Genomic DNA, 24474 nt, shown 5'->3' with positions numbered 1-24474 from the left:
TCTCTTTTTATTGCACTTGTTGGCGGTATACCCCACCTAGTATTGCAGTGAATATATCGGCGATTCTCCGGATATATCAACGATTTTTTTATATATCAACGATTATTTCAATATATCGACGTTTCGACACAACATATCGATTTATCAACAAATTCCGACATAATGAACCCGAAAAATACCCTGCCCCGGCGTAACTTACGAATCGCCGTACTTTCTTTTATTCGTACTTAAAATAATAAGAAATGCCACAGCTATTACAGCTAAAAAGCGAACTGGATTAAACGGCGTTCCTACCGTTTCATTAAAACGATGATAAATAAACGGGATCATCTCAAGTACCATTAGCCCCATCGCAATTTGAAACGTCTCAGCCATCGCTTTGTTTTTTATAAACGTAGCACGCTCATCACCTTGTTTCTCAATCGCTATAAACATTTTTATAATAGCAAACACTACAAATAAAAAGACACTTAACGCAATAATAAAAATCAAAACATCCATCAAAATACACCTCTTATATGTAAAACTTATTTGACAACAGTTTAACATCTTTCGCCCCGCATGTAAAACATCTTTTACACGCAAAAAGACGACTGTTAAACAGTCGTCTTTTCCTATTTATTTCGGAGCATTCCCTACATATTGCGTAATATCAACATTTAAAGACTGCGCTAAACGCATTCCGTACTCTTGATCTGCACGGAAGAAGTTACAAACAGCTAGTAATTTCGTGCGCTCATTTACGTCTTTTAAGTCATTTGTTAAGTTTGCAATTAAGTTGTCTTGCTCTTCTTTAGAGAACGAACGGTAACGCTCACCTGCTTGTTTGAAATCATTTGGTTTGTCAATTTTTTCACGAGATACATAGCCTTCTACTTTCATAGTTGAATCGCGGTAAGTCGGGTCTTCAACTGGATTTTCAGTATGACGGCTCGGTTCGTAGTTAATTGTAGATGGATTTTGATTTATTTGCATCGCACCATCACGTTGTTGGTTATGAACAGCTGCGTACGGGCAGTTTACAGGAATTTGTAAGTAGTTCGCACCAAGACGGTAACGCTGTGTATCTGGATAAGAGAATAAACGACCTTGTAATAATTTATCTTCTGATGGTTCAATACCATTTACAGTTGCACTTGGAGAGAACGCCACTTGCTCTACTTCTGCGAAGAAGTTTTTCGGATTACGATTTAACGTCATCGTCCCTACTTCAATTAATGGGAAGCGATCTTCCGGCCATACTTTCGTTGGGTCTAATGGATCGAAATCTAAAGAATCCGTTTCTTCTAGTTGCATCACTTGTACGTGTAAATCCCACTTCGGATAATTTCCTTTTTCGATTGCATCGAACAAGTCACGAGTTGCATGGTTGAAATCTTTTCCTTGTACTTCTTGCACCTCTTTTGCACTTAAGTTACGTACACTTTGCTGTGGTTTCCAGTGATATTTAATGTAGACAATTTTACCTTCTGCATTAATCCATTTAAATGAATGAACACCGAAACCTTCCATTTCACGATAACTAGCTGGTGTACCGTAATCAGAAAATACCCATGTCATCATATGTGTAGATTCTGGACTTAACGTCATGAAATCCCAGTAACGGTCTGGCGTTTGAACGTTTGTATCAGGTGCTGGTTTTAAAGAATGCACCATATCAGGGAATTTAATTGCATCACGAATGAAGAAGACCGGTAAATGGTTACCTACAATATCGTAATTTCCTTCTTCTGTATAAAATTTAACAGCGAACCCGCGTGGGTCACGAGCTGTTTCTGGAGAACCTTGACCATGAATAACCGTCGAGAAACGAACAAATACAGGCGTTTCAGTTCCTTCATTTTGTAAAAACGCTGCCTTTGTATATTGCTTCATGCTGTTTTTCGTTACGAATACACCGTGAGCACCTGCACCACGTGCATGTACAACGCGTTCTGGAATACGTTCACGATCAAAGTGAGCCAGTTTTTCTACTAAATGATAGTCTTCTAATAATACCGGTCCACGGCGACCAGCTGTACGAGAATTTTGGTTATCTCCAACCGGAGCACCTTGGTTTGTTGTTAAGCGATTATTTGGATTCATCTGGGGGATCCTCCTCTTTCTTTCATAGTAATAATTATTTATTTAAAATTATTATAAATTAATTATTATTCAAAATTAAGTTCTTGTCAACTATTTCCTTCATTTTTTTGGAAACAATTTCAGCTAAGCAATTGATAAATACAGATTGTGAATTTGGCATATTTGGTCTAAAGTATCGAGCATTTAATTCATCAGTTACAACTTTACACTCATAATCGTTGTCATATAAAACTTCTAAATGCTCTGCGACAAACCCAACTGGGCAATATACGAAAGATTCATATCCATGCACTTCAAATAAATCTCTCGTTAAATCTTGCACATCCGGTCCAATCCATGGATCCGGTGTATTTCCGGCACTTTGCCAACCAGTTGTATAGTTTTGAATATTTGCAGCTGCTGCGATTAAATCTGCTGTATGCTGCAATTGCTCCACATAAGGGTCCCCTGCTGCAATAATTTTCTCTGGTAAACTATGCGCTGAAAAAATTACGACAGCTTTCTCCTTATCTTCAATCTTTGTAAATGTTTCTTTTATTTGCTCTGCCCAATAGGAAATAAATTTCGGTTCATCGTACCATTGTTCAATCGGAGCAATAACAGGACCACCGATTTCTTTTGAAAGACGAATCGCACGATCATTATACGCTTTAATGCTAAACGTAGAATAATGCGGCGCTAATACGATACTAATCGCCTGCTCAATTCCATCGCTCTTCATCTCTTCTACTGCATCTTCTATAAATGGCGCTATATGTTTTAATCCTAAATAACAAGTAAATTCATACTCTGTAAATATATTATTCATTGAATCTGTTAATTTATGCGCCTGCTCTTTCGTAATTTTTGCAAGTGGCGAAATTCCACCAATCGCTTTATAGCGCCCGATTAAGTCTTGGAGTGCTTCTTCTGAAGGCTTACGCCCGTGGCGAATATGTGTATAGTACGCTTCTACATCATCTAATGATTCTGGTGTTCCATACGCCATTACGAGTAAACCTATTTTTTTCTTTGTCATCTATATAACACCTCAATTTTGTAAATGAGAATCTTTTTCAAGAACATTTGTTTCCAATTATAACAATGAATAATAAGTACGTAAAGATAATTGTTATAAATAAATATTATTTCTAATATGATTTTGAATTTTATTTGACAATTTATTTAATAAAAAGCGACTTACATAAAAGTAAGTCGCTTTTCTTCTATTCCTTAATATTTACCCCATACTCTTTAAACCAAACGTGAATTTGCGCTAAATGAGCTAAAAGCTGAGGCCCAGTCATTAATTGACCGAACCAAGGCGATTGAAATGCACTGCCGCCTGACTCAATCAAGCCGCTCAATTGCTCTTTATCAAATAACTCGTGCAAAATTGAGCCTTTATCCGTTAATAAATCTTGTAGCCATACTGTGACTGCTTTCGTATAGTGCGGATTATGCGTTTTCGGATATGGGCTCTTCTTTCTATATAAGATGTCATTTGGAAGTAATCCTTCTAACGCCTTACGCAATAGACCTTTTTCGCGGTTTTTATACATTTTCATTTCCCAAGGAATATTCCACGCATATTCGACAAGTCGGTGATCTGCAAATGGAACACGTACTTCTAAGCTTGCCCCCATACTCATACGGTCTTTTCTGTCTAATAATGTTGTCATAAACCATACCATGTTCAAGTAAAATAATTGTCGTCTCTTCGCTTCAATTGGGCTTTCTCCCTCTAAAACAGGAACTTCTTGAATGGATTCTTCATAGCGCTGCTGTACATATTGTTGTAAGTTTAATTTATTTCTCCATTCTTTCTTTAGCAGTTGTTCACGTGCTTCTGTAGATCGCATCCACGGAAAGGCACTCGATTGTAAATCATCTTCTCTATAAAACCACGGATAACCACCAAATATTTCATCTGCACATTCCCCAGATAAACCGACGACAAAATCTTGTTTAATTTCACGGCAAAACCACAATAATGACGAATCGATATCTGCCATACCAGGCAAATCACGAACGAGTACTGCTTCTGTTAAATACTGTGCTAATTGTTCATTTGAAATGACGCAACGATGGTGGATTGTTTGAAACGTCTCTGTCATCAAATGAATAAATGGCGCATCTGAATTGGGCTGAAACGCATTCGCTTTAAAGTATTTGTCATTATCTTCATAATCAACAGAATATGTGTGTAATTGCCCTTTTCCTGACCTTGCATATTCTTTCGCAGCAATTGCTGTAATAGCACTCGAATCTACACCGCCTGATAGAAAAGTGCATAGTGGTACATCAGAAACGAGCTGCCTTGTAATCGCATCTTGTAATAAAAAGCGTGTTTTCTCTACTGTTTCTTCAAAGGAATCTTCATGTTTTTTGCTTTCCACATTCCAATATCTCCATATACATAAACCGTTCTTTGAAAATGTCATCGCATGACCTGGACGTAATTCTTTTATACCAGCATAAATACCATGACCAGGCGTTCTAGACGGCCCAAGACCGAATATTTCGGATAATCCTTCTAACGTTACTTCTGCCTTCACATCTGGATGAGCCAGTATCGCTTTCAACTCTGAACCAAATAGTAATCGTCCACTATCGTATTTATAAAATAGCGGTTTTACACCTAATCGATCTCGCGCAATAAATACTTGTTCTTTCTGTTCATCCCATACAGCAAACGCATATATACCGTTTAAATGATCGACACATTCTTCTTTCCATTCCATATACGACGCTAATAGCACCTCCGTATCAGAATGCCCTTTGAACGTATATCCTCTTCTTAATAATTCCTTTCGAATATCCTCTGTGTTATACAGTTCACCGTTATAACAAATTGCATAATTCGTTTCATCTTTTAAACAAGTCATCGGTTGTTTCCCGCCCTCAGGGTCCACAACGATTAACCGTTTATGCCCAAATGCGACATTGCCTTTAATCCAAACTTTATTATCATCTGGGCCACGTTTTGCTAACGTCTCAGCCATCTTCGTAACGACGTCCCGTTCTCCTTCTAATGAGCGTTTATAATCCACCCATCCTGTAATCCCGCACATATAAATCATCCTTCCATCCTATTTCTTTTCCTAAACGAGCAGTAATCCCCACCCTACAAGGTGCGGATCAAAAAAACGAAAAACTTGACGATAACCTACTATCCACATATGGAATAGCATTTTCACTCAGTAAAACGTGTTTTATTGTATGCCCACCTATGTCTAGATGTGTCTAGTTATAAAGAATGCACGAACTGTCTATAACAGAAATAACTACTTTTCATAAAGGAGAAATCGTGTATGATACAACGTAACCATATTTTATATAACCAGCCTCGCGCTCATACAGTCGGTAATGTAGAATATATAAACAATGAATGGGTATTCTTTGATGATGAAAATGATGAAGCATTTTTATTAGAAGATATTGCCGAAGATGGTTTTGAGATTTTATATAACAACAACTGGCTACCAGCTCGTTTCTATGAACAAGATGTATTACAAATCGCCAACGAACAGCACCACCTGCAAAACGGGGAAATGATACGAATTCGAAAGAAATTACTTCTTAGCTATACGGAATGGCTTGAGGAATTACCTGACTCTGTCTTTACGTTATTAACCGAATCATTGCAATCCCTTCACTACTCTTTATATGATTGCATGTATTGTCATAATTATTTATCTTTCTTACCGAAAGAAGAAGCATGCGAAGGAGTAAATATTCTTTTGTTCGATAACGAAGAAATGATTTGTACATTGCAGCATCATTTCGTTCGTCACGCTGCGTCAAATAAAAACATGTTTCGTTTTACGAAAGCAAACGGAGAAGAGTTGCATATCGATGCAACCTAAAATAAAAAACCACCTTACCTCCCAAACATTTGAGATTATAAGGTGGTTTTATTTTTTATTAGAATACTTGCCAGCCAATCGGTAATTTTAGACCTAAGTATATTACCGCTACTAACGCAACAATAAATAAGCCCCAAACCGCCCCTGTTGGTTTGTTTTTGCTCATTTTTACAAGAACCATTTCCATTCCACCGATAACTAAAATACCAGCTACCATTTTTAAACCATACCACATGTGCATGTTACTTGTTGCAGTCTTCATAATACCCATGTACAACATGAAGCCTGTCACAATAATGATAATGTACATAAGACGAAGCCCCATATGTACACCTTTACCTTTTCTTCCTGCTGAATAAAGTGAATATGCAACGAAGAATAAAATTAAACCTAACGCCCATGCTGTAATATGCATATGTACCATCGTATCCCTTACCTCCTCTTTTCACACTTTTTCACTCTATATGATAACATGTTCATTTATTTTCAGGAAATGTTTCGCTTTTTTACATTTAAATGCTATAATATTTAGAGTATTTACAAACTTCTTGTAATAACAAAAGGGGGAACAATCATGATTCAAACTAAGGATATTATCGAACTTACAGACACATACGGGGCAAATAACTATCACCCACTTCCAATCGTTATTTCTAAAGCAGAAGGCGTTTGGGTAGAAGATCCTGAAGGAAACCGCTATATGGACTTATTAAGTGCATATTCTGCAGTAAACCAAGGTCATCGTCACCCAAAAATTATTAACGCTTTAATTGACCAAGCTAATCGTGTTACGTTAACTTCTCGTGCTTTCCATAGCGATCAATTGGGTCCTTGGTACGAAAAAGTTGCGAAACTAACTAATAAAGAAATGGTACTTCCAATGAATACAGGTGCAGAAGCTGTTGAAACTGCAATTAAAACGGCTCGCCGCTGGGCTTATGATGTGAAGAAAGTAGAAGCAAATCGTGCTGAAATTATCGTTTGTGAAGATAACTTCCACGGCCGTACAATGGGTGCTGTTTCTATGTCTTCAAACGAAGAGTACAAGCGTGGATTCGGTCCAATGCTTCCTGGCATTATCGTAATTCCTTACGGTGATTTAGAAGCGTTAAAAGCTGCTATTACACCAAATACAGCTGCATTCATTTTAGAGCCTATCCAAGGTGAAGCAGGAATTAACATCCCACCAGCTGGTTACTTAAAAGAAGCTCTTGAAGTATGTAAAAAAGAAAACGTTTTATTTGTAGCAGATGAAATCCAAACAGGTTTAGGCCGTACTGGTAAAGTATTTGCTTGTGATTGGGACAATGTAACTCCTGACATGTACATACTTGGTAAAGCACTTGGCGGCGGCGTATTCCCAATCTCTTGCGTAGCAGCAAACCGCGACATTTTAGGCGTATTCGAGCCAGGTTCTCACGGTTCTACATTCGGTGGTAACCCACTTGCATGTGCTGTTTCTATCGCAGCTCTTGAAGTGTTAGAAGAAGAAAAATTAACAGAGCGTTCTCTTCAATTAGGTGAAAAATTAGTTGGGCAATTAAAAGAGATTGATAACCCAATGATCACTGAAGTTCGTGGTAAAGGTTTATTCATCGGTATCGAATTAAACGAGCCAGCTCGTCCCTACTGTGAACAACTAAAAGCAGCTGGTCTATTATGTAAAGAAACACACGAAAATGTGATTCGTATCGCACCACCTCTAGTAATCTCTGAAGAAGATTTAGAGTGGGCATTCCAAAAAATTAAAGCGGTATTATCGTAATAATAGAGGGGTTGTCCTACATGTTGGGACAACCTCTTTCTTTTTATATTGATTTATACTAAAATAAAGTTGTAATTTTCTGCCTTTTAAAATTGTAAAGGAGATTCGATATGTTATTAAGGTACGGCAAACACATTAACTATTTGGCTACATCTTTTATTTTAGTTACATTCTTTGGCTTCCTACTTTCCACAACATTGCTTATTAACTACTCAACTTCTACTACATTCATACTACTGAAAGCATCATTTTGGACTGCTGTTATTCTTACCATCATTGGTTTTGGACGAGAAAAAAGTGCACTTACCGTTATACTATTTGGCATTTGTACACTTGCATTCATTGGTCTTTACATTTTTTCTATTATTGATTACCTCTATAACCCAAGACCGTAAAAAAGAGCTATCTTCGATAAGATAGCTCTTTTTTCATTTCACTACATTTCGCAAAGTACCAATGCCTTCTACTGTAATGACAACTTCATCACCAGCATGCAAAAACTTCGGTGGTGTGAAACCTTTTCCGACTCCAGCCGGCGTTCCTGTTGCGATAATATCTCCTGGTTCTAACGTCATGCCTTTACTTATCGTTGAAATAATTTCTTCTATTGAAAAAATCATTTTATTTGTATTTGAAGTTTGCCTTACTTCCCCGTTTACTACCGTTTCAATGTGTAACGCATTTGGCGTTTCAATCATTGATTTATGAATTAAATACGGTCCCATCGGACAAAATGTATCGAAACTTTTTCCAAGGAAAAATTGTTTATGCTTCCTTTGAATGTCGCGAGCAGTTATATCATTTATAATGGTGTAACCAAACACATGCTCAAGCGCTTTTTCTTTTTTTATTTGTTTCCCTCGCTTACCGATGATGATAGCTAGTTCTCCTTCATAGTCTAGTTCATTCGTTGCGTGGGGATGACTATTAATTTTTTCATCCATGCCAATAACTGTCGTTGGCGCTTTCGTAAAGATCATTATATTTTCCGGAATGGATTCTACTCCGCCCATTTCTATCGCATGCTCACGATAGTTTTTTCCAACGCAAAGAATATTCTTCCTCGGCCTTGGAATTGGTGCTAATATTTTCACCTCAGTTAACGGATAATACGCCGCCCCTTCATTTTCCTTCGCCCAATTTACAATATCACATATTTTTTCAAAGCACTCGGTTCCTCTTTCAATACACTCTAACATCGTAATTGGAATCGTAACTTTTTCCCCTTTTTGTCTTTGCGCTTCTCTTACATGCAATACCTTTTCTTCCTCTTCATCCACAACACCAACAAATACCTTTTCATCTTTTTTCGCCGTTACCAAACGCAATATTTCCACTCTCCATCCTAAAACTCATACCATTTAATTGTATTCGCATCCGTAAGAAAAAAACCTTCTCATGCACGCTAATTTTTACAATATTCTTCTCATATCCTATCCGTTACTCCTTTATATTTGGCATAAAATGTAGAATTTTTACTTTTTTTAGCGAAGGTGTTTCTTTTTTATGGGATTTTTGTATAATATGTACTACATATATACTAAAAATTTCATTTAGAGATGGAGCCGATTTCAATGTTTGAGCAAGCGATTGAAAAAAAACGTGAAAAAATGATTTATTTTGCTGAACGCTATGGAATGACTTCTCAAAAAACAGTGGATTGTAGCCAAGAACTGGACAGGCTCTTAAATGCAATTTGGCATGTACATACGGATTTTCACCCTAATCAAACACTCGAAACACACACGCAATAACGCGTGTGTTTCTTTTATTTCAAAAAAAACACACATTTTATTGAAAACGCCCATACAATAGTAGAAAAGAAAATTTTAAAAACGAAAGGTGTTTTGTATGCCAGCTATGGTCGGACATATTCGTATCGTCAATATTGGATCAAGTGGTATTTTTCATATTGGAGATGTATTTGCGATTAGGCCTATTAGTTATTCACGCGCTTTCGCCGGGGCCGGCTCTTTTAATGTTGGAGATAACGTTTCTGTCTACAATTATCAAAGCGCAACGACTGTTAATGACTCCGATGTAATTGATCAAGCGATAATTGGTTCAACTTAGAGGAGGCGATTGCATTGAATTTTTACGTAAACCAAAGCATCATCATTAACAGCATTAAAATTGATAGCATTACAACCTCTTCTGTATTTCAAATTGGTACTGCTGGAAGTATTAAAGCTCTATCTAAGTTCTCTAATACTGGCGGATTTACAGAACCCCTTCGCCCATTACAGGCAAAAGGACAAATTATTTCTATCAAACCATCAACTAGTTCTTCTTAAGACATCCTTGTCATAAATATATAGCAGGAATATATTTACCCTCCCTATTGAAAAGGAGGTTTCACAAAATGAATCAAGATATATATACTTACTTACACCAACTTCAGCAAGCTCTTCAAATACAACAAGCATCCATCCTGAATTTAGAGGATCAAGTGCGCCAACTCCAAGAAGAGCTTAACGAATTAAAAAATCGCCCCTCCTCTTCTGTAGGAAAAGTGGAATACAAATTCGATCAATTAAAAGTCGAAAATTTAAATGGTACTTTAAATATTGGTTTAAATCCGTTTTCAGCAAAAGGACAGCAAATTGAAGATTTCCAAGTGGATACAGAAACATTAAAAGTAAATCCTGAAACAGATACAAATCCAGACTTTTACCAAGGTATCCTTCAAGAAATGCATCGTTACTTAGATGAAGAAGCATATAATCGAATTCTCCATTTTGAACAAGAAGAGAGAACGCCGCTCGATGAAATGTATCGACAAATGATGGTTGATGACATAAAAAAACAGATGGAGCATAGACTTCCTTATTATTTAACACAAGCGCAATCATATGAAGGAATTTCAACAGACCCAGACTATTTACGAGATATTATTATTCAAGCAATGAAACATGATATCGACAAAGCCTTCCTCTCTTTTATTCAACACATACCGGGCAATTTCCGAAAGGAGTAAGTATGTATGAATCTTAACGTTGTAAATCGTGAATTAAAGGTCGGGCAGATTAAAATGAACGGTGTATCGTCATCTGCACTCTTTTTAATTGGGGATGCGAACCTCCTCATTCTATCTTCTATTCTTGATACACCATTTGAAACTGTAACAGAGGGTCCATTTGTACCGTTAGTCACAGATGTCCCTCCTACTCCAGGTTAAGGAGACTGAGAAATTATGTTACATCATGTGTCTGTTGTCCAAAATGTTTCTATTATTTCTTTAGGGATTACTGCCGTATTTCAAGTTGGGGACGCAAATCAAATGGAGTTAAAAAGTAGAGCTCTTGCCGTCCATAGGGAAATTCCTTGTTATATAAAAGGCGAAGGTCGCTTAGATGCATTTGAAATTTTTACTGATGAACATGTCACAATCCCAAAACGAACGACAGATGTAAAATTAAACATTGTAAATGAATGTCCTTTTATTGAAGTGAATGACGTTGAATTACGAACACTCTTAAATTCTGGTTGCTTTCAAATTGGAAATGTTGATTATGCTTTCAATAACTCTCGTATTATGCAAATCCGCCAATATATTACTGATGAACCTTCCGCTCCATAATTCATATAGTAATTAAAAAGCTTAGTAAAGTAGGTGGATGGTATGCCTTCCGTTGTTGGAAATCTCGTCGTTCAAAACAGTAATGGTTCTTTTAATTTAGGGGATTTTTATAACGTATCTCCGAAAGAAAATACGAAAGCTTATAACGGATCCGGAGCTTCCAATGTTGGATTTGTCGTGAATACTTTTAGCGGCGTTAGTGCAACAAATACGTTTGATTCTGATGTGGCCGATCAAGATCAAATTGGAACAGCGTAAAAAAAAGTAGGAGAATATCTCCTACTTTTTTCTTATTACAATTTCATTTTATTTAAATGATAATCCGCTTTCCTCCAAAGCCTTTCTAAGCTTCGGCATAGACGCTGGCCCCATACCATGCAGTTTTAAAATTTCTTTCTCACTATACTTTGATAGTTCTTCTATCGTGTGAATTCCATGATGCTCTAGCGCATTTCGTGCTGGTGATGAAAGAAGTGAAAGAAATCCTGTTGTTGGTTTCTTTTCTTTCTCACAATCTGGGCAAGTTGGACAATCGCTACTTTTATAGTATTCATGTCCTTTTTCACACGTTCTTAACGTTTTTTCCGTTGCCATTTTCAAGTCCCTCTATTCTTCAATTTTTACAATATGATTGCCATCAAAGAAGTATAAGCATTTCTCTTTCACAGGATGTTGCAAGCTTTTTTCAAGTGCCTTTGCATATAACGAAAGCTGCACTTTGTATCGATCTTCTAAAATTGGTTTCGCTTGATCAAATCCACCTGGGAACTTTCCTTCAATCGTATCTGTTTTAAAGTCGATTAACGTAATGCCGTCTTCCTCTTCAATCATACAGTCGATAACCCCTTGGACAAGTATTGATTCCCCGCTCTGTCCTTGCCAATCTTGATATGCTTCTTCTGCTGCAAGCATCATCGTAAATGGTACTTCACGCTCAACACTTTTCGCCGCTAATACCCTTTTACCTAGATCACTGTCAAAGAATGAAATGACTTTTTCGATTGCTATTTCTTCGGCTTGTTCGAATGTTAATAGTTCTTTATTAACCATGCCACTAATTTGCTCCCGAATCACTTCTTCTGTAATCGGCTTCTTCAAATCAACATGTTGCATGACAGCGTGAACTGCCGTACCTCTTTCAGCGTATGTTAATCCTTTTTTCTCCATAAAACGAGGACGCGTTTGAATTGGCGCACGCATTTTTTTAATAAAGGCGTTATCGCTACCTTCTTCAGATTGATAATTTCTCTTTATTTCCGTAACAGATTGTTTCGCACGGTGAGATGTTGCTTCCTCATATCCGTACTTCCACATTAATCTGTCATACACTTCTTCTTTTCGTTCACTTTGCAGGGGAACAGCTTTTTTCTCACGAAGTGCTTCTAGTAATTCTTGTTTCTCTTCTTGAACCGGTTCTGGCGCAAGTAACGTGCTACCGTCTACAACTTCGACTTTCCAGCTCGTGTCATAGTCATAAATTTCACCCGGAATACTACCTTGTCCTAATTCAAGAAGCATTTCACTATCACGATGTCTATATAATGAAGGTGCAATCCAGTCTAAATAACAAGACGCTCCGGCACGTATATGATCTGGTAATAACCATTCACTATGCTCCCTAGCATCAAGCCATTTTTCCATTTCCTTATTTGCATCCTTAACCGTTCCGATTAAAATTAACTTTTCTTTTGCACGTGTTAACGCTACGTATAATACGCGCATTTCTTCCGCGATTAATTCCATTTTCATTTTACGCTTAATTGCTAGTTGCGATAATGTCGTATATTTAATACGTTTACGAGGATCGATAAATTGTGAACCGAAACCGAAATCTTTATGCAGTAAGAAACGTTTCATTAAATCTTGTGTATTAAAACGGCGACCAAGCCCCGCAACAAACACGACTGGGAACTCTAATCCTTTACTTTTATGAATCGTCATAATACGAACGACATCTTCTTGTTCACCTAAAGCTCTCGCCGTACCCATATCGTCACCGCGTTCTAAAATACGCTCAATAAAGCGTAAGAAGCGGAATAATCCTCTAAACGATGTTGCTTCATATTGTCTTGCCCGGTCATAAAGTACACGTAGGTTTGCTTGCCTTTGCTTTCCAGCTGGTAAACCGCCAACAAAGTCGTAATAACCTGTCTCACCGTATACTTTCCAAATTAAATCAGAAAGTGACTGTTGGCGCGCGAATTCACGCCATCCTTGCAGTAAATTATAGAACCACTCTAATTTATCATGTAGTTCTTGCTCTTCCTCAAGCGGTGCCCCTTTTAAGAATGAGCTCATTACTTCATAAAACGAACCTTTCTTTCCGTGAGCACGAAGCGTCGCAAGTTCTTCATCATTTAATCCAACGATTGGTGAACGAAGCACTGCAGCAAGTGGAATATCTTGCATTGGATTATCAATCACGCGGAATACGTTCATCATAATATTTACTTCTGTCGCTTCAAAGTAACCAGTCGCAAGATCAGCGTATACTGGAATTCCTTGCAGCTTTAACTCTTCCATAATTTGCGGCGCCCACGGCATAGAGCGAAGTAAAATAACGAAATCGCGGTATTGTACAGGGCGCATACTATCCGTTTTACGATCATACACTTCATAACCTGAATCAACCATCGCTTTAATGCGCTGCGCCATAAGACGAGCTTCAAGCTGCGCTTTTTCTACTTCCGCGCCTTCTTCACCGTCTTGCACTTCTTCTTCTGTTTGCTGAATGCATAGTAGTTCTGCCGCTACATCTTCACCTTCTGGATAGCTAGCACCTAACTTTAATTCAGCGTCTGCATCGTAGTCGATTTCTCCGACTTCTTCACCCATAATTTGTTTGAAAATAAAGTTCGTACCCGCTAACACTTCATGACGACTACGGAAGTTTTTCGCTAAGTCTATCTTCATTCCGCCGCCTGATCCTTCTTGTGTGAAGCGTTTATACTTTCCTAGGAACAGGCCTGGTTCTGCTAGTCGGAAACGATAAATCGACTGCTTCACGTCACCTACCATGAACAAGTTCCCTTCACTCTCAGAATCTTTCGTTACGAATTTAATAATGGATTCCTGCACAAAGTTCGTATCTTGATATTCATCGACTAGTACTTCAGCAAATTTATTACGATATTGAAGCGCTACTGCTGATGGCTTCATTTCACCGTTTTCACTTTGTTCACTTAAAATTTGTAAACAGAAATGCTCTAAATCTGTGAAATCGACCATTCCTTTATCTCGTTTCATCGCTTGGAAACGCTCTGTAAATACTTTTACAAGCTGTACGAGTTTTTCTAATACAGGATGCATATCTTGAAAATCTCGTAAGAAACTTTCAGGTTTGCGACTAAATAACTCTTCTTGTAATTTCTTCACTTCATCTTTCGCTTTATTACGAAGAGAGTCTACTTGTTTTACAATATCTTCATTGTAATCACTTTTCTTAATACGCTTTAACGTTTGCCAAGATACGTTTTGCATCGCTTCATAAACGCTTGTCCACGATTCACGAGCAGCTGATGATAACGTTCCAAGTAAAACTGCATCAGCTTGCAAGGTTTCAACGCGAGGCGCCGGGCCATCAGGAAGCATTGCGAGTTCGATTGCTTTACGAATATGCTGTTCTGCTGTTTCAATCTGGAATTTCACATCTTCCAATAAGTAAGAAGCATACACTAAATCTTCAATTGTTTTTCCTTCCACGTCGTATGCTTCTACTAATTTATCGAGCCATTTTTCCGGATTTGGATGCGCTCTTGATTCTGTATGAAGCGCTAAAATCATACGCTGTAAGTCATCATCACTACGATCACTCGTATAACGATCAACGAGTTCAAAGAATATCGTATTATCTTCAATTCCATACTCTGCTTCTAATATGTCATCTAATACTTCTTCTTTTAATAATTCGTTTTCTGTTTGATTCGCAATGCGAAAACGAGGATCAACATCAAGCATGTAGTAGTATCCTCTAATTACTTGTAAACAAAAGGAATGGATCGTCGAAATAGATGCTTTATTTAATAGGCTCAGCTGCTTTCTTACGTGCTGAGAGCCTGGCTCATCAATTAATACTTTTTCTAACGCTTCCCCAATTCTATTTTTCATCTCTTGCGCCGCTGCATTCGTAAATGTTACAACGAGCAGGCGGTCGACATCGACTGGATTTTCTTCACTTATAATCTTTTTAATAATACGTTCAACTAATACCGCTGTTTTCCCTGATCCAGCTGCTGCTGCGACTAAAATATCACGTCCGTTCGCTACAACTGCTTTCCACTGGTCATCTGTCCACTGACTACCTTCTGGTTTTTTAGGCCAATTTTCAATCATTCTCCGCCAACCTCCTCTCTAATTTTCTCCATCGCTTCGCTATCTTTCATATCTTTTAGCGTACGGAATTGATTATCTTCAAGTGATTCATCGAACTGACAAACAGATTTGAAGTTACAGAACGTACATGCCGCTTTATTCCCCTTTTTGTAAGGAGCAATATCAATAACGCCTTCTGTAATATCTTTTCCGATATTTTCAAACGTATGGTGTACGTATTTTTGCAATACGTTAAACTCTTGTTCACTTGCAATGCTCGAACGCGCACTAAAGCTACCGTCTTTTTTCAGACCCGCAGAAATAATATCAGAGCTTCCTGTTGAAAGTTTGTTATCCATTAAACGAACAACATCAGCATCGCCTAGCACGAGTCCTTTCATTTTAAATTTCTTTAAAATTTCTTTTTCGATTTCCGCTTCAGATGCATCACCCTTCATCTCAACAATCGGGTTATGAATATGGAAGTACAGCACACCAGCCGGTGATGCCGTGCCGCCTTTTTTCATCCACGTATGTGCATTTGAAGTAACAACATCTAAATACGTTAACATTTGAAGTGCCAATCCGTAATATACTTCCGTTAAGTCTAACGCTTTTGAGCTTGATTTATAGTCAATAATACGTAGGAACGTACCACTTTCATCTTCTGCCTTATCAACACGGTCAATACGCCCAACTACTTCCATCTTCACACCATTTGGTAATGAGAATTCCATCGGCGGAAGTGATCCTGTACCGCCCATACCGAATGGCACTTCTAAATCAACTGGTACGAAACCGCTTGATTTCGCGTGCTCACGAAGAATGATTGACGTACGGAAAATGATTTGTTGTAGTTTTTGTTTTAAATAGAAATGACGGTTTGAACTTAATAAAATTTGTCTTTGTAATAACGGTGCAATTTCTTCTATTACTAAAGCAGAAAGATGCTCACACTCTTTTATTGATAAATCTGCCCAAGTACGATTTTCACGTAATAGCCTGTCTGCAATTCTCTTCAGCGCTGCATGGAATAGCTCGCCAATATCCGGTGCATCCAGTTTGAAAATATCACGCTCTCTTAACGATAAACCGTGCTGCGCGAAATGAGCATATGCGCAACGGTTAAATAGTTCCATACGAGAGACGCTTCCTTTTATTGTGTCTCCGTATAAATCTCTACTTACAACTGAACTTAGCTTTTGCGCACGATTTCGATAGAATAAGCTTGATAATACGCGGCTACTTTTTTGCTTCCATTCATCTGAAGTAACGTAGAAGTTATATACATCCCACCAAAAGTCTAAATTCCCTTCAAATCCGTATCGTTTCCACGTTTGAAGTTGCTGCATTACATAGGACAACGTTACTTCTGGCGTTGCTACGTATGAAATTTGTTCCGAACGTGATAAATCATTTACGTCATTCGTAATAAATGTATCTTTCACATCAGGGAACATTCTTTTTATTTTCTTAATAAAGCTAGACGCAAGTAAAGTCTTTCCTTCTTCATCTGCTAGCGGACAAGAAATATATAATTTCTCAGTCGCTCTCGTTACCATTTGGTACATAACAAACTGTTCTTCTAGTAAAGTTTGTCTCGTCGTTGGTGCTAATTCAATACCTGCAGCGCTAAGAACATCTCTTTCTTCATCAGAAAGCATACCTTCATCCATCGGTGTTGCCGGAATCACACCTTCATTCACGCCAATGACAAATGTTGCTTTCACATTTGATAATCTAGAGCGATCAATATTCGCAATTAACACTTGGTCTAATGACGGCGGAATGTTTGCGAATTGAAGCGCCTCAAGACCTGTCGACATAACATCTGTGAACATAGAAAGTGACATTTTCTCTTCGCCAAGCATTTCAACGAACGTATCAAGAAGACTCATTACTTCTTCCCATACTTGCTCATGATCTGTCGCGAATAAGAAATCTCCGCTCTCTTCTGCACGAACACGTAATGCTTCTAGCTTTTTCGGAACATCAAGCTCTTCTAAAAATAAGTAAACAGCTTCGCACATTTGCATAACTGTTCCCGCACGCTTCAGCCTTTTTTGCATACGAATAACAGGCGTTCTTACAACGTCGCGTAGTCGATTTATTTTCTCTTCCATTTCACGTTCACTGTCTGTAATCATCCCGTCTGTATCGTCAAGAGAACGATAGCGGCGATACATCCACGGATCTTCTGAAGTCCATCTCTTCCCTTGTACACCGTACGCTAAACAGTAGTTTTCAAACTCATCCATCTCTTCGCGCATCGTTTCTTTTCTTACGTCTAATGGATATAAAAGCTCTGTTTTCACACAGCGAAACACTGCATCATAACGCCAATTCCCGCTAATAATCTCTAGTGCAGAACGAATACATTCTACTAGCGGATGATGTGACATCGGGCGTTTTTCATCGATGAAGTGCGGGATATTATAATCTGTAAATAACGTTCGCATCACATCGTAATAACTTTCTCCATTACGAAGAAGAACCGCAATATCTCGGTAACGGTAGTCTTCATCCGCCACAAGTCTACGAATTTCACGGGCAACACCTTCTACTTCAGCTCGTAAATTCGCTGCTGTATGAATCGTTACACTTGCTTCCCCGTAAAACTTTTCATTCGGACGCGCTTCATAATGCGTTTCTAAATGCGCTAATGCTTGCGAATGAAAACGTGGTTGTTCCATAAGTGGAATCGTTTTTTCAATTTCTATCTTCTCTTCACGTGCTACTTGCTTTATTTTTTCATATGTTAACGTCGTTTCATAAAATAAATCTAGTTCATTTACTGGCTGCGCTAACGTTTTTTCATCTATCGTTAACGTGATTGTAACTCTCGCTCCGCAAATCATAAGCTGTCTTACAATTTCTAGTTCTTGCGGTGAGAAAGAATGAAATCCATCTATATAAATTTCAGCCCCATTTACATATTCAGATTGCGGAAGCTTTTCCACTAGCAATTGCAGGTAGTCTTCTGAATCTAAATATTTTCCGATTAAAGCACGTTCGAAATCATCATATAATAGTTGTAGATCATACACTTTATTCGCTAATAGCTTTTGTTCGGCACTGCTACTATGTGCATCTAATTGTTGCCACATTTCATATACGTTAGATGGCGTCACGTTGTAACGTTTAAACTCCGCAATCATACTACCAAGATGTTCAAAGAAACCGTTTTGCTCCGCTGCTTTTTGGAACACTGATAATCCATCTTTACGAGACTCTACAATTTTACGAAGTAGCATATGTACGCCCGCTTCATCAATGTGAAGACGACTCGCTCCGCCAACTTCTTGCAGCACCTTCCACGCTAACCGTGAAAAACTAAAAACTTGTGCCCGAATAGAACCTCTAACATCCTCACTACCAATTAACGCCTGCTGCGTTTGGAATGTCATCTGTTCTGGCACAAGATATAATATTGTTTCCCCTCTTGGGCGCTGCTTTAACTCTTCTTGCACTTCGTGTAAACAAAGTGTACTTTTTCCACTTCCCGCTCTACCAATCACAAATCGAAGTGACATGTAACCCCACCTTTCACTTACATAACGAACGTTAGTTTGCTACTATAATTGTATTATAGGACACGAAAAAAGACAAACGGAGTAGTTTGTCTTTTACTATACTTCTACCTATTATATCAACCTTTTGAAAAATTCGTTTGCACCTCTTGAATTGGCCAATATCGTAAATCAACTTTACCGACAACTGTATCAGCTTTTACAAATCCAAAGTGTCTACTATCCCAGCTTCCGAGGCGGTTATCGCCTACTACAAAAATATATCCAGGTGGTACCGACTTTTCTTTCGTTAACTCTTCTAGTTTAAAATCACCTGTTAGTTGTCGTCCATTTATCTCTTTCTTATACGTCTCTAAATAAGGTTCATCCAAGAATTGTCCGTTTATATATAGTTTATCATGCTTATATTCAATTTGATCCCCAGGTAAACCGATAATTCGTTTTACATAGTCCTCTTTTTTATTCGCATGAAACACAACAACATCAAACCTGTTCAAGTCCCCCACTTGATAACTCACCTTATTTACAACGAGCATATTGCCATCTTGCAATGTTGGCATCATTGACTTCCCCTCTACAACGTACGTTGAAAAGAAAAACGTTCGAAAAAATACAGCTAATAATACACCAATTAAAATTGTTCGTATCCACTCTATGCCTTCTTTTTTCAAAGTTTTCTTCATCCGCTTCTCCCCTTATCCTTTAATAATGAAGCTTTCCTTTACAAAGAAGACTATTCTTACTGTAGTTCTAACTTTACTTCGATTTTCTTGCCGACATACCATAAAATAAAAATACCAATTGCTACAATGACTGATTTCACCGGATTATGAATAAATGACATTAAATCATGGCCGATATACGTTAAAATAAAAATCATTACAAGTTTTCCGAACGCGAGCGCAAGGCCAAACTGTTTTATACTAATGCGAGATAAACCAGCAACAACATTTATAAGCGCAGACGGTGTAAACGGAAAACAAAATATAACGAAAATCGGCGCGAACCCTTTCCTTTCAATCCATCCCATTGCCTTCCGTACTCTCTCATGCTTATTTACAAAAGAAAAGAAACGACTTCGGCCAAAATGGCGGATAATGAAAAAGACAAGCAAAGCACCCATTACTGATCCAAGCCAAGAATAAAGAAAACCGAGCCAAAATCCAAATGCAACAGCATTCGCCAGTACAAATACGATGAGTGGCAATGCCGGAATCAACGCTTCTATCATCGGTAAACCAATACCAAGAAGTGGTCCGAACGCTTTATAACTTTCAACAATATGATCCATATTTTCTGGTGAAAAATACTCTTTGATTGTCTGAAAATCCATTCTACACTTTACCCCTTTACTCTAAGTACTACCTCTACTGTATCATTGCCTATATGAAAGAGGAAATGGTAGATACGACATATGGAGATGTAATTATTAAGTTTCCATATCTTTCATTAGAATTCCTTCATTATTATGCTATGATAATCTATCAATATTCGACAAGATATGAAGTCAGTTTAGACAATGTGCCCAGATTATCACTCAATGATTATTATAAAAAAGAAGAAAATAGAGAAAGTAATAATTAATCTTTTTCATAAGAATAATCCTACTGCATGTAGGGTTATTTCTACCTATACAAAAATAAGTAGCAGCGGATCATTTACCTTCAAACAATGATCCTTTTCTATTTTCTATTTCTTACATTTTTTCAACAAACGTACACTGTCAATCACAATTAGGATCAACATGTATATAAAAGATAGTATTAATACTGTACTCCGAATAGGTAACATTCGAAATTTGTATAGAAACTTATCAATCATATATATATCTTGCTCATTCGTTATAGTTGCAGGAGTGAATATAAGATAATCTTTCCAATTATCTATCCACGTTAAATCAACTGCGGAAAACTTCATCGTTCCTAACCACACGTAAAGAAAAATTGGGATAAGAATCATATATTGCAAGCTGTGTAATATCTTTCTTTGCTTCTTGCATTCCATAATTTGAAAAACAAGAAGTGTCAGTACATACACGATCGACAGTAGAAATACTATGGTGACAGCTGGTTGAATTGAAAAAGAAAATAGGAATTTATCAATTTCACTAATTTGACTATATTCTGTTGCATTTTGAGGCGTAAAAATAAAATATTGTTTGTCAGCCCCTATCATTAACTGACTACCAACAAAACCAGTAAACATAAAGGTAAGCAATAGTATAGGCAAAACAAGAATATATTGCGCCCAAAATAACATAGTCCTTTTCAACATACCATCTCCTTTTTATACAATAAGGTAAGCAATATCATGTATGCCACTAATGTAAAATGATATATATTAACAGTGTAATAAATATATGAAGTAAAATTACACTGTTAATGTAATTTTACACTATTCCAAACCACTAAAGAACAAAATCTTCCGAATTTTCTTTTTTATGAAGCTTACAGCGTGACGATATATATAATAAAGTGAAACTTTAATCAGTGGGGGTTTTCTTCATCCGCCACTGACTATTAGCCCTCACCAATCGGACTTTAATGGGCAGCCCGCCCCCCACCTAACTTCTTTGCTTTCGCTGAATTTTGAGGTGGGGGTCTTACTGCCCATTAAAGCGGGATAAAATCAAAAAAGGATGAGTCACCCCATCCTTTTCCTCTCATACATCCTCTTCTCTAACAAAATACACTTTCTCATAAGCTGGCCTCAATGTTGATTCATCCCTTTGATCTATCTCTTTAAAACAGGGGCTCCCTTGTTTTTTCCTACGATCTTCATATTCAGTACGCAATTTTGCCGTACGATTTAGTTGATTTTCAAAACTACTTTTTGATATTTCTAATTTCACAGCAAAGCCATTTATAAATCTAACAATAACATTTCCGTCCTTTGACTCTTTATTACTTTCAATATAAAAATGAGACAACCAAGCGCACTCTTTTCTAGAGTATGAATAAGTGGGGAAAAAATAAAGTTGATCTGTCGGACTAATCGCAATCGGTGCTTTATGTGTAATATGAGTTAACTCTTTCGTTCCTTCTTTTCTGCCTAAGAAACTAGAACCATGCTTGCGGCAACTTCTTTCTATAATATCTAGAGGCTTTTGAAATACGAAAAAGGAATCTTCCCTCTCAACAACTCGTGTAACAATTTTCTTCTCACTTAGAATAACAGGAAGTAAGGCCATTGTATTTTTATTTACCACATAGTTTTCAACATAACGTTCTACTTTACTTTCCATATTCTACTGTCTCCTTTTTTCCATTTATATTAGCAGCTGCATATATAATTTTAGCATCTATGAAAAGGAAATGGTTTACAGATTCCGCTTTTTTACAATACTTTATCATTTATCAAACATCTTTTAAATTATAAAATAATTATATAGTGATTTTTAAATAAAAAACCGATACAAAATGTATTTATACTATCTATAAATATTTACAACTGCTTCCTCATTTCGCATCATTACGACAATTAACTTTGCTATAATTAAAAGATAAATCCAATATATGGAGGTCCACTATGGAAGAAAAAGAAATTCAACCAACGATTCAAATGAAAAATAGCAGCATTGTGATCGTGAAAAACTCATCCAGCATTATATTCGGCTTATTTTTCATTCTACTATTCTTCGTAAAGCCTTTTCGAAAATCGAAATGCCCTGAGTGTAAGAAACGCGAAAAGAAACAGATTGGAATAGAAGAGTAAAAGGCCTTCCATTTTGGAAAGCCTTTTACTCTTCTTCGTTTTGTATACTATTCCATCGTATATTATAACAAAAAAAGGGATGGCAGCAGCCATCCCTTTTTTCCATAATAAACTATAAAATTATAGTTTGATTACGTTTTTAGCTTGAGGTCCACGGTTACCTTCTTCGATTTCGAAGCTAACTTTTTGACCTTCTTCTAAAGATTTGAAACCTTCAGTTTCGATTGCAGAGAAATGTACGAATACATCGTTTTCGCCTGGAACTTCGATGAAACCGAAGCCTTTTTCGTTGTTAAACCATTTTACTTGTCCTGTTACTGCCATGATTATTTCCTCCTAAGAAAATACAAATTTTTAAATTTTTAGTCTTCCTGTCTAAAAAAAGAATCCACACATTATCAAATACGAAACATAAACTAATTCTCACATACTTTTTCTCGTTCGTTTTCAGCACTTGATAACATATGGATTGCTTAATTTAACTATTCAACTGGGACTATCATAGCACATTAAAATAAAATGTACAATCTTTTTTGAAAATAACTGACAAATCAACTGGATTGTACATTCGTAAATAATTGATTTTAGTATGTGTGGATTTCACTTTAAAATGAACACACACATCATTTGAATGCGATTACACCTTTGTTCTGAAGTGTTACAATATAATTATATTGGAGGGGATTATATGTCGAACTACACCAACGAAGAAAAGCTTACAGGGGGAAATGTATCAAATGTATATCGTTCTGAAAATACTGTTCGGCGAGAATTAAAGCCAGGTAGCGCAAACATTCATACATTATTACAACACTTAGAAAACAAAGGGTTTCATCATGCTCCAAAGTTTTTAGGTGTAGATGAAAAAGATAGAGAAATTTTATCCTTTATTGAAGGAGAAGCTGGGAATTATCCGTTAAAAGAATCTATGCGGTCTAATGATGTTTTAAAAGAAATAGCAAAGATGCTTCGCCTGTACCATGATGCTGTAAGTGATTTTCCTTTATTAGATGATTGGAAACCGATGGATTGTACTCCAAATAATATTGAAGTTGTATGCCATAACGATTTTGCCATATACAATATTATTTTTAATCAAGAAAAACCAGTAGGCATTATTGATTTCGATGTTGCTGCTCCTGGTCCAAGAATTTGGGATATCGCTTATACACTTTATACTTGTGTGCCTTTAAGTAGAGTGTATTATACAGAATCAGGCGAGGCAGTTCATTATGAATCAGCACAACATGCTGATCGTATGAAAGAAAGAGTACAATTGTTTGTCCAGTCCTATGGTAAAAGTATGGACGAAGATTACTTAGGAATGGTGTTACTACGATTAGAAGCGTTATGTACATATATGAAAAGAAAAGCACAAGAAGGCGATGTGAATTTCCAAAGAATGATTGATGAAGGACATTTAGAGCATTATGAAAAAGATATGGCGTTTATTCGTGATCATGGAGCTGAGTGGATGTAATCATATTGTCTTTTTTTGTCGGTAAGTCGATATCCTTTGTCGAATCGTCGATATATTGAAATAATCGTTGATATATCGAAATAATCGTCGATATATTTTCATTTACTCGCGCATCGTTTAAAAAATAATAAGGGGCACCCTTCAAAGAGGTGCCCCTTCCG

General features: G+C 37.1%; 26 protein-coding genes and 1 pseudogene. 12 read left to right on the top strand and 15 right to left on the bottom strand.

The genetic code is table 11. The features are described 5' to 3' along the window. Positions 1-195: 195 nt before the first annotated feature. The 4 genes from BAQ44_RS10320 to asnB all read right to left on the bottom strand — a co-directional run bounded on the left by BAQ44_RS10320 (position 196) and on the right by asnB (position 5138). Complete coding sequence (locus BAQ44_RS10320; protein ID WP_071721612.1) at positions 196-501, bottom strand: hypothetical protein; 306 nt, start codon at positions 499-501, stop codon at positions 196-198. Positions 502-618: 117 nt separating this feature from the next. Then, a complete protein-coding gene (gene katB, locus BAQ44_RS10315; protein WP_063260220.1) occupies positions 619-2085 on the bottom strand; it encodes a catalase KatB in 1467 nt (488 codons plus the stop codon). A gap of 58 nt (positions 2086-2143) precedes the next feature. Further along, positions 2144-3103, bottom strand: coding sequence for a ferrochelatase (hemH, locus tag BAQ44_RS10310; protein ID WP_071721611.1), 960 nt, complete (start codon positions 3101-3103; stop codon positions 2144-2146). A 187-nt stretch (positions 3104-3290) separates the two neighbouring features. Then, positions 3291-5138: an asparagine synthase (glutamine-hydrolyzing) gene (gene asnB, locus BAQ44_RS10305; protein WP_071721610.1), complete on the bottom strand. Its 1848-nt coding sequence runs from the start codon at positions 5136-5138 to the stop codon at positions 3291-3293. A 240-nt stretch (positions 5139-5378) separates the two neighbouring features. On the opposite strand from asnB, the gene BAQ44_RS10300 reads away from it, so the two are divergent. Then, positions 5379-5933 (top strand): DUF2777 domain-containing protein, encoded by a 555-nt coding sequence (locus tag BAQ44_RS10300; protein WP_063260217.1) that lies wholly within the window; start codon positions 5379-5381, stop codon positions 5931-5933. A gap of 58 nt (positions 5934-5991) precedes the next feature. Here BAQ44_RS10300 and BAQ44_RS10295 read toward each other — a convergent pair whose 3' ends face one another. Continuing rightward, positions 5992-6357 carry a YisL family protein gene (locus BAQ44_RS10295; RefSeq protein ID WP_071721609.1) on the bottom strand — a complete coding sequence of 122 codons (366 nt, stop codon included), beginning with the start codon at positions 6355-6357 and terminating at the stop codon, positions 5992-5994. 150 nt (positions 6358-6507) lie between these two features. Between BAQ44_RS10295 and rocD the strand changes: the two genes are divergently transcribed. Both rocD and BAQ44_RS10285 read left to right on the top strand, forming a co-directional pair. After that, positions 6508-7698 (top strand): ornithine aminotransferase, encoded by a 1191-nt coding sequence (gene rocD, locus BAQ44_RS10290; RefSeq protein WP_000616654.1) that lies wholly within the window; start codon positions 6508-6510, stop codon positions 7696-7698. A gap of 110 nt (positions 7699-7808) precedes the next feature. Then, on the top strand, positions 7809-8093 hold the full coding sequence (locus tag BAQ44_RS10285; RefSeq protein ID WP_071721608.1) for a hypothetical protein: 285 nt from the start codon (positions 7809-7811) through the stop codon (positions 8091-8093). A 33-nt stretch (positions 8094-8126) separates the two neighbouring features. Here BAQ44_RS10285 and BAQ44_RS10280 read toward each other — a convergent pair whose 3' ends face one another. Continuing rightward, entirely contained in the window at positions 8127-9026 is a 900-nt protein-coding gene (locus BAQ44_RS10280; protein ID WP_071721607.1) for a fumarylacetoacetate hydrolase family protein, read from the bottom strand. Positions 9027-9272: 246 nt separating this feature from the next. Here BAQ44_RS10280 and BAQ44_RS10275 point away from each other — a divergent pair, with 246 nt between their 5' ends. From BAQ44_RS10275 to gerPF, 7 genes are all read left to right on the top strand, one after another. Then, positions 9273-9452 carry an aspartyl-phosphate phosphatase Spo0E family protein gene (locus tag BAQ44_RS10275; protein ID WP_029437819.1) on the top strand — a complete coding sequence of 60 codons (180 nt, stop codon included), beginning with the start codon at positions 9273-9275 and terminating at the stop codon, positions 9450-9452. 97 nt (positions 9453-9549) lie between these two features. Next, positions 9550-9771, top strand: coding sequence for a spore germination protein GerPA (gerPA, locus tag BAQ44_RS10270; protein ID WP_001111187.1), 222 nt, complete (start codon positions 9550-9552; stop codon positions 9769-9771). Positions 9772-9785: 14 nt separating this feature from the next. Further along, the gene (gerPB, locus tag BAQ44_RS10265) at positions 9786-9992 is read left to right on the top strand and encodes a spore germination protein GerPB (RefSeq protein WP_001012508.1); all 207 of its coding nucleotides are present in this window, start codon (positions 9786-9788) and stop codon (positions 9990-9992) included. Positions 9993-10060: 68 nt separating this feature from the next. Continuing rightward, a complete protein-coding gene (gene gerPC / locus BAQ44_RS10260) occupies positions 10061-10675 on the top strand; it encodes a spore germination protein GerPC (protein ID WP_071721606.1) in 615 nt (204 codons plus the stop codon). Between the two features lie 6 nt (positions 10676-10681). Beyond that, positions 10682-10876 carry a spore germination protein GerPD gene (gene gerPD / locus BAQ44_RS10255; protein WP_001052807.1) on the top strand — a complete coding sequence of 65 codons (195 nt, stop codon included), beginning with the start codon at positions 10682-10684 and terminating at the stop codon, positions 10874-10876. A gap of 15 nt (positions 10877-10891) precedes the next feature. Further along, complete coding sequence (locus BAQ44_RS10250; RefSeq protein ID WP_061676293.1) at positions 10892-11278, top strand: spore germination protein GerPE; 387 nt, start codon at positions 10892-10894, stop codon at positions 11276-11278. A 42-nt stretch (positions 11279-11320) separates the two neighbouring features. Beyond that, on the top strand, positions 11321-11536 hold the full coding sequence (gene gerPF / locus BAQ44_RS10245) for a spore germination protein GerPF (protein WP_001141570.1): 216 nt from the start codon (positions 11321-11323) through the stop codon (positions 11534-11536). Positions 11537-11584: 48 nt separating this feature from the next. Here the strand turns inward: gerPF and BAQ44_RS10240 are convergent, their stop codons facing one another. From BAQ44_RS10240 to BAQ44_RS10205, 7 genes are all read right to left on the bottom strand, one after another. Continuing rightward, complete coding sequence (locus BAQ44_RS10240) at positions 11585-11872, bottom strand: RNA polymerase alpha subunit C-terminal domain-containing protein (RefSeq protein WP_071721605.1); 288 nt, start codon at positions 11870-11872, stop codon at positions 11585-11587. 12 nt (positions 11873-11884) lie between these two features. Continuing rightward, a complete protein-coding gene (gene addA, locus BAQ44_RS10235) occupies positions 11885-15610 on the bottom strand; it encodes a helicase-exonuclease AddAB subunit AddA (RefSeq protein WP_071721604.1) in 3726 nt (1241 codons plus the stop codon). Next, a complete protein-coding gene (addB, locus tag BAQ44_RS10230) occupies positions 15607-19122 on the bottom strand; it encodes a helicase-exonuclease AddAB subunit AddB (protein WP_071721603.1) in 3516 nt (1171 codons plus the stop codon). The genes addA and addB overlap by 4 nt, the downstream gene beginning before the upstream one ends. A 116-nt stretch (positions 19123-19238) precedes the next feature. Beyond that, positions 19239-19802 carry a signal peptidase I gene (gene lepB / locus BAQ44_RS10225; protein ID WP_071721602.1) on the bottom strand — a complete coding sequence of 188 codons (564 nt, stop codon included), beginning with the start codon at positions 19800-19802 and terminating at the stop codon, positions 19239-19241. Positions 19803-19858: 56 nt separating this feature from the next. Next, positions 19859-20452, bottom strand: coding sequence for a TVP38/TMEM64 family protein (locus BAQ44_RS10220; RefSeq protein WP_071721601.1), 594 nt, complete (start codon positions 20450-20452; stop codon positions 19859-19861). Between the two features lie 356 nt (positions 20453-20808). Continuing rightward, complete coding sequence (locus BAQ44_RS10210; RefSeq protein WP_071721599.1) at positions 20809-21393, bottom strand: DUF4306 domain-containing protein; 585 nt, start codon at positions 21391-21393, stop codon at positions 20809-20811. A 388-nt stretch (positions 21394-21781) separates the two neighbouring features. Beyond that, entirely contained in the window at positions 21782-22363 is a 582-nt protein-coding gene (locus tag BAQ44_RS10205) for a competence protein ComK (RefSeq protein WP_071721598.1), read from the bottom strand. Between the two features lie 284 nt (positions 22364-22647). Here BAQ44_RS10205 and BAQ44_RS10200 point away from each other — a divergent pair, with 284 nt between their 5' ends. Further along, complete coding sequence (locus tag BAQ44_RS10200) at positions 22648-22833, top strand: hypothetical protein (protein ID WP_061676507.1); 186 nt, start codon at positions 22648-22650, stop codon at positions 22831-22833. Between the two features lie 120 nt (positions 22834-22953). Here the strand turns inward: BAQ44_RS10200 and cspA are convergent, their stop codons facing one another. Next, complete coding sequence (gene cspA / locus BAQ44_RS10195; RefSeq protein WP_000301522.1) at positions 22954-23157, bottom strand: RNA chaperone/antiterminator CspA; 204 nt, start codon at positions 23155-23157, stop codon at positions 22954-22956. A gap of 364 nt (positions 23158-23521) precedes the next feature. On the opposite strand from cspA, the gene BAQ44_RS10190 reads away from it, so the two are divergent. Continuing rightward, complete coding sequence (locus BAQ44_RS10190) at positions 23522-24313, top strand: phosphotransferase (RefSeq protein ID WP_071721597.1); 792 nt, start codon at positions 23522-23524, stop codon at positions 24311-24313. On the opposite strand, the pseudogene BAQ44_RS31270 reads toward BAQ44_RS10190, so the two are convergent. Beyond that, positions 24282-24474, bottom strand: a pseudogene (locus BAQ44_RS31270) (hypothetical protein); the annotation flags it as partial. The gene BAQ44_RS10190 and the pseudogene BAQ44_RS31270 sit on opposite strands and share 32 nt — an antisense overlap.

This window comes from Bacillus mobilis (assembly GCF_001884045.1).
In the GTDB taxonomy this organism is placed as follows: Bacteria; Bacillota; Bacilli; order Bacillales; family Bacillaceae_G; genus Bacillus_A; species Bacillus_A mobilis.
The sequence above is the reverse complement of the archived record's forward strand: the minus strand, read 5'-3'. Positions and strand labels throughout refer to the sequence as shown.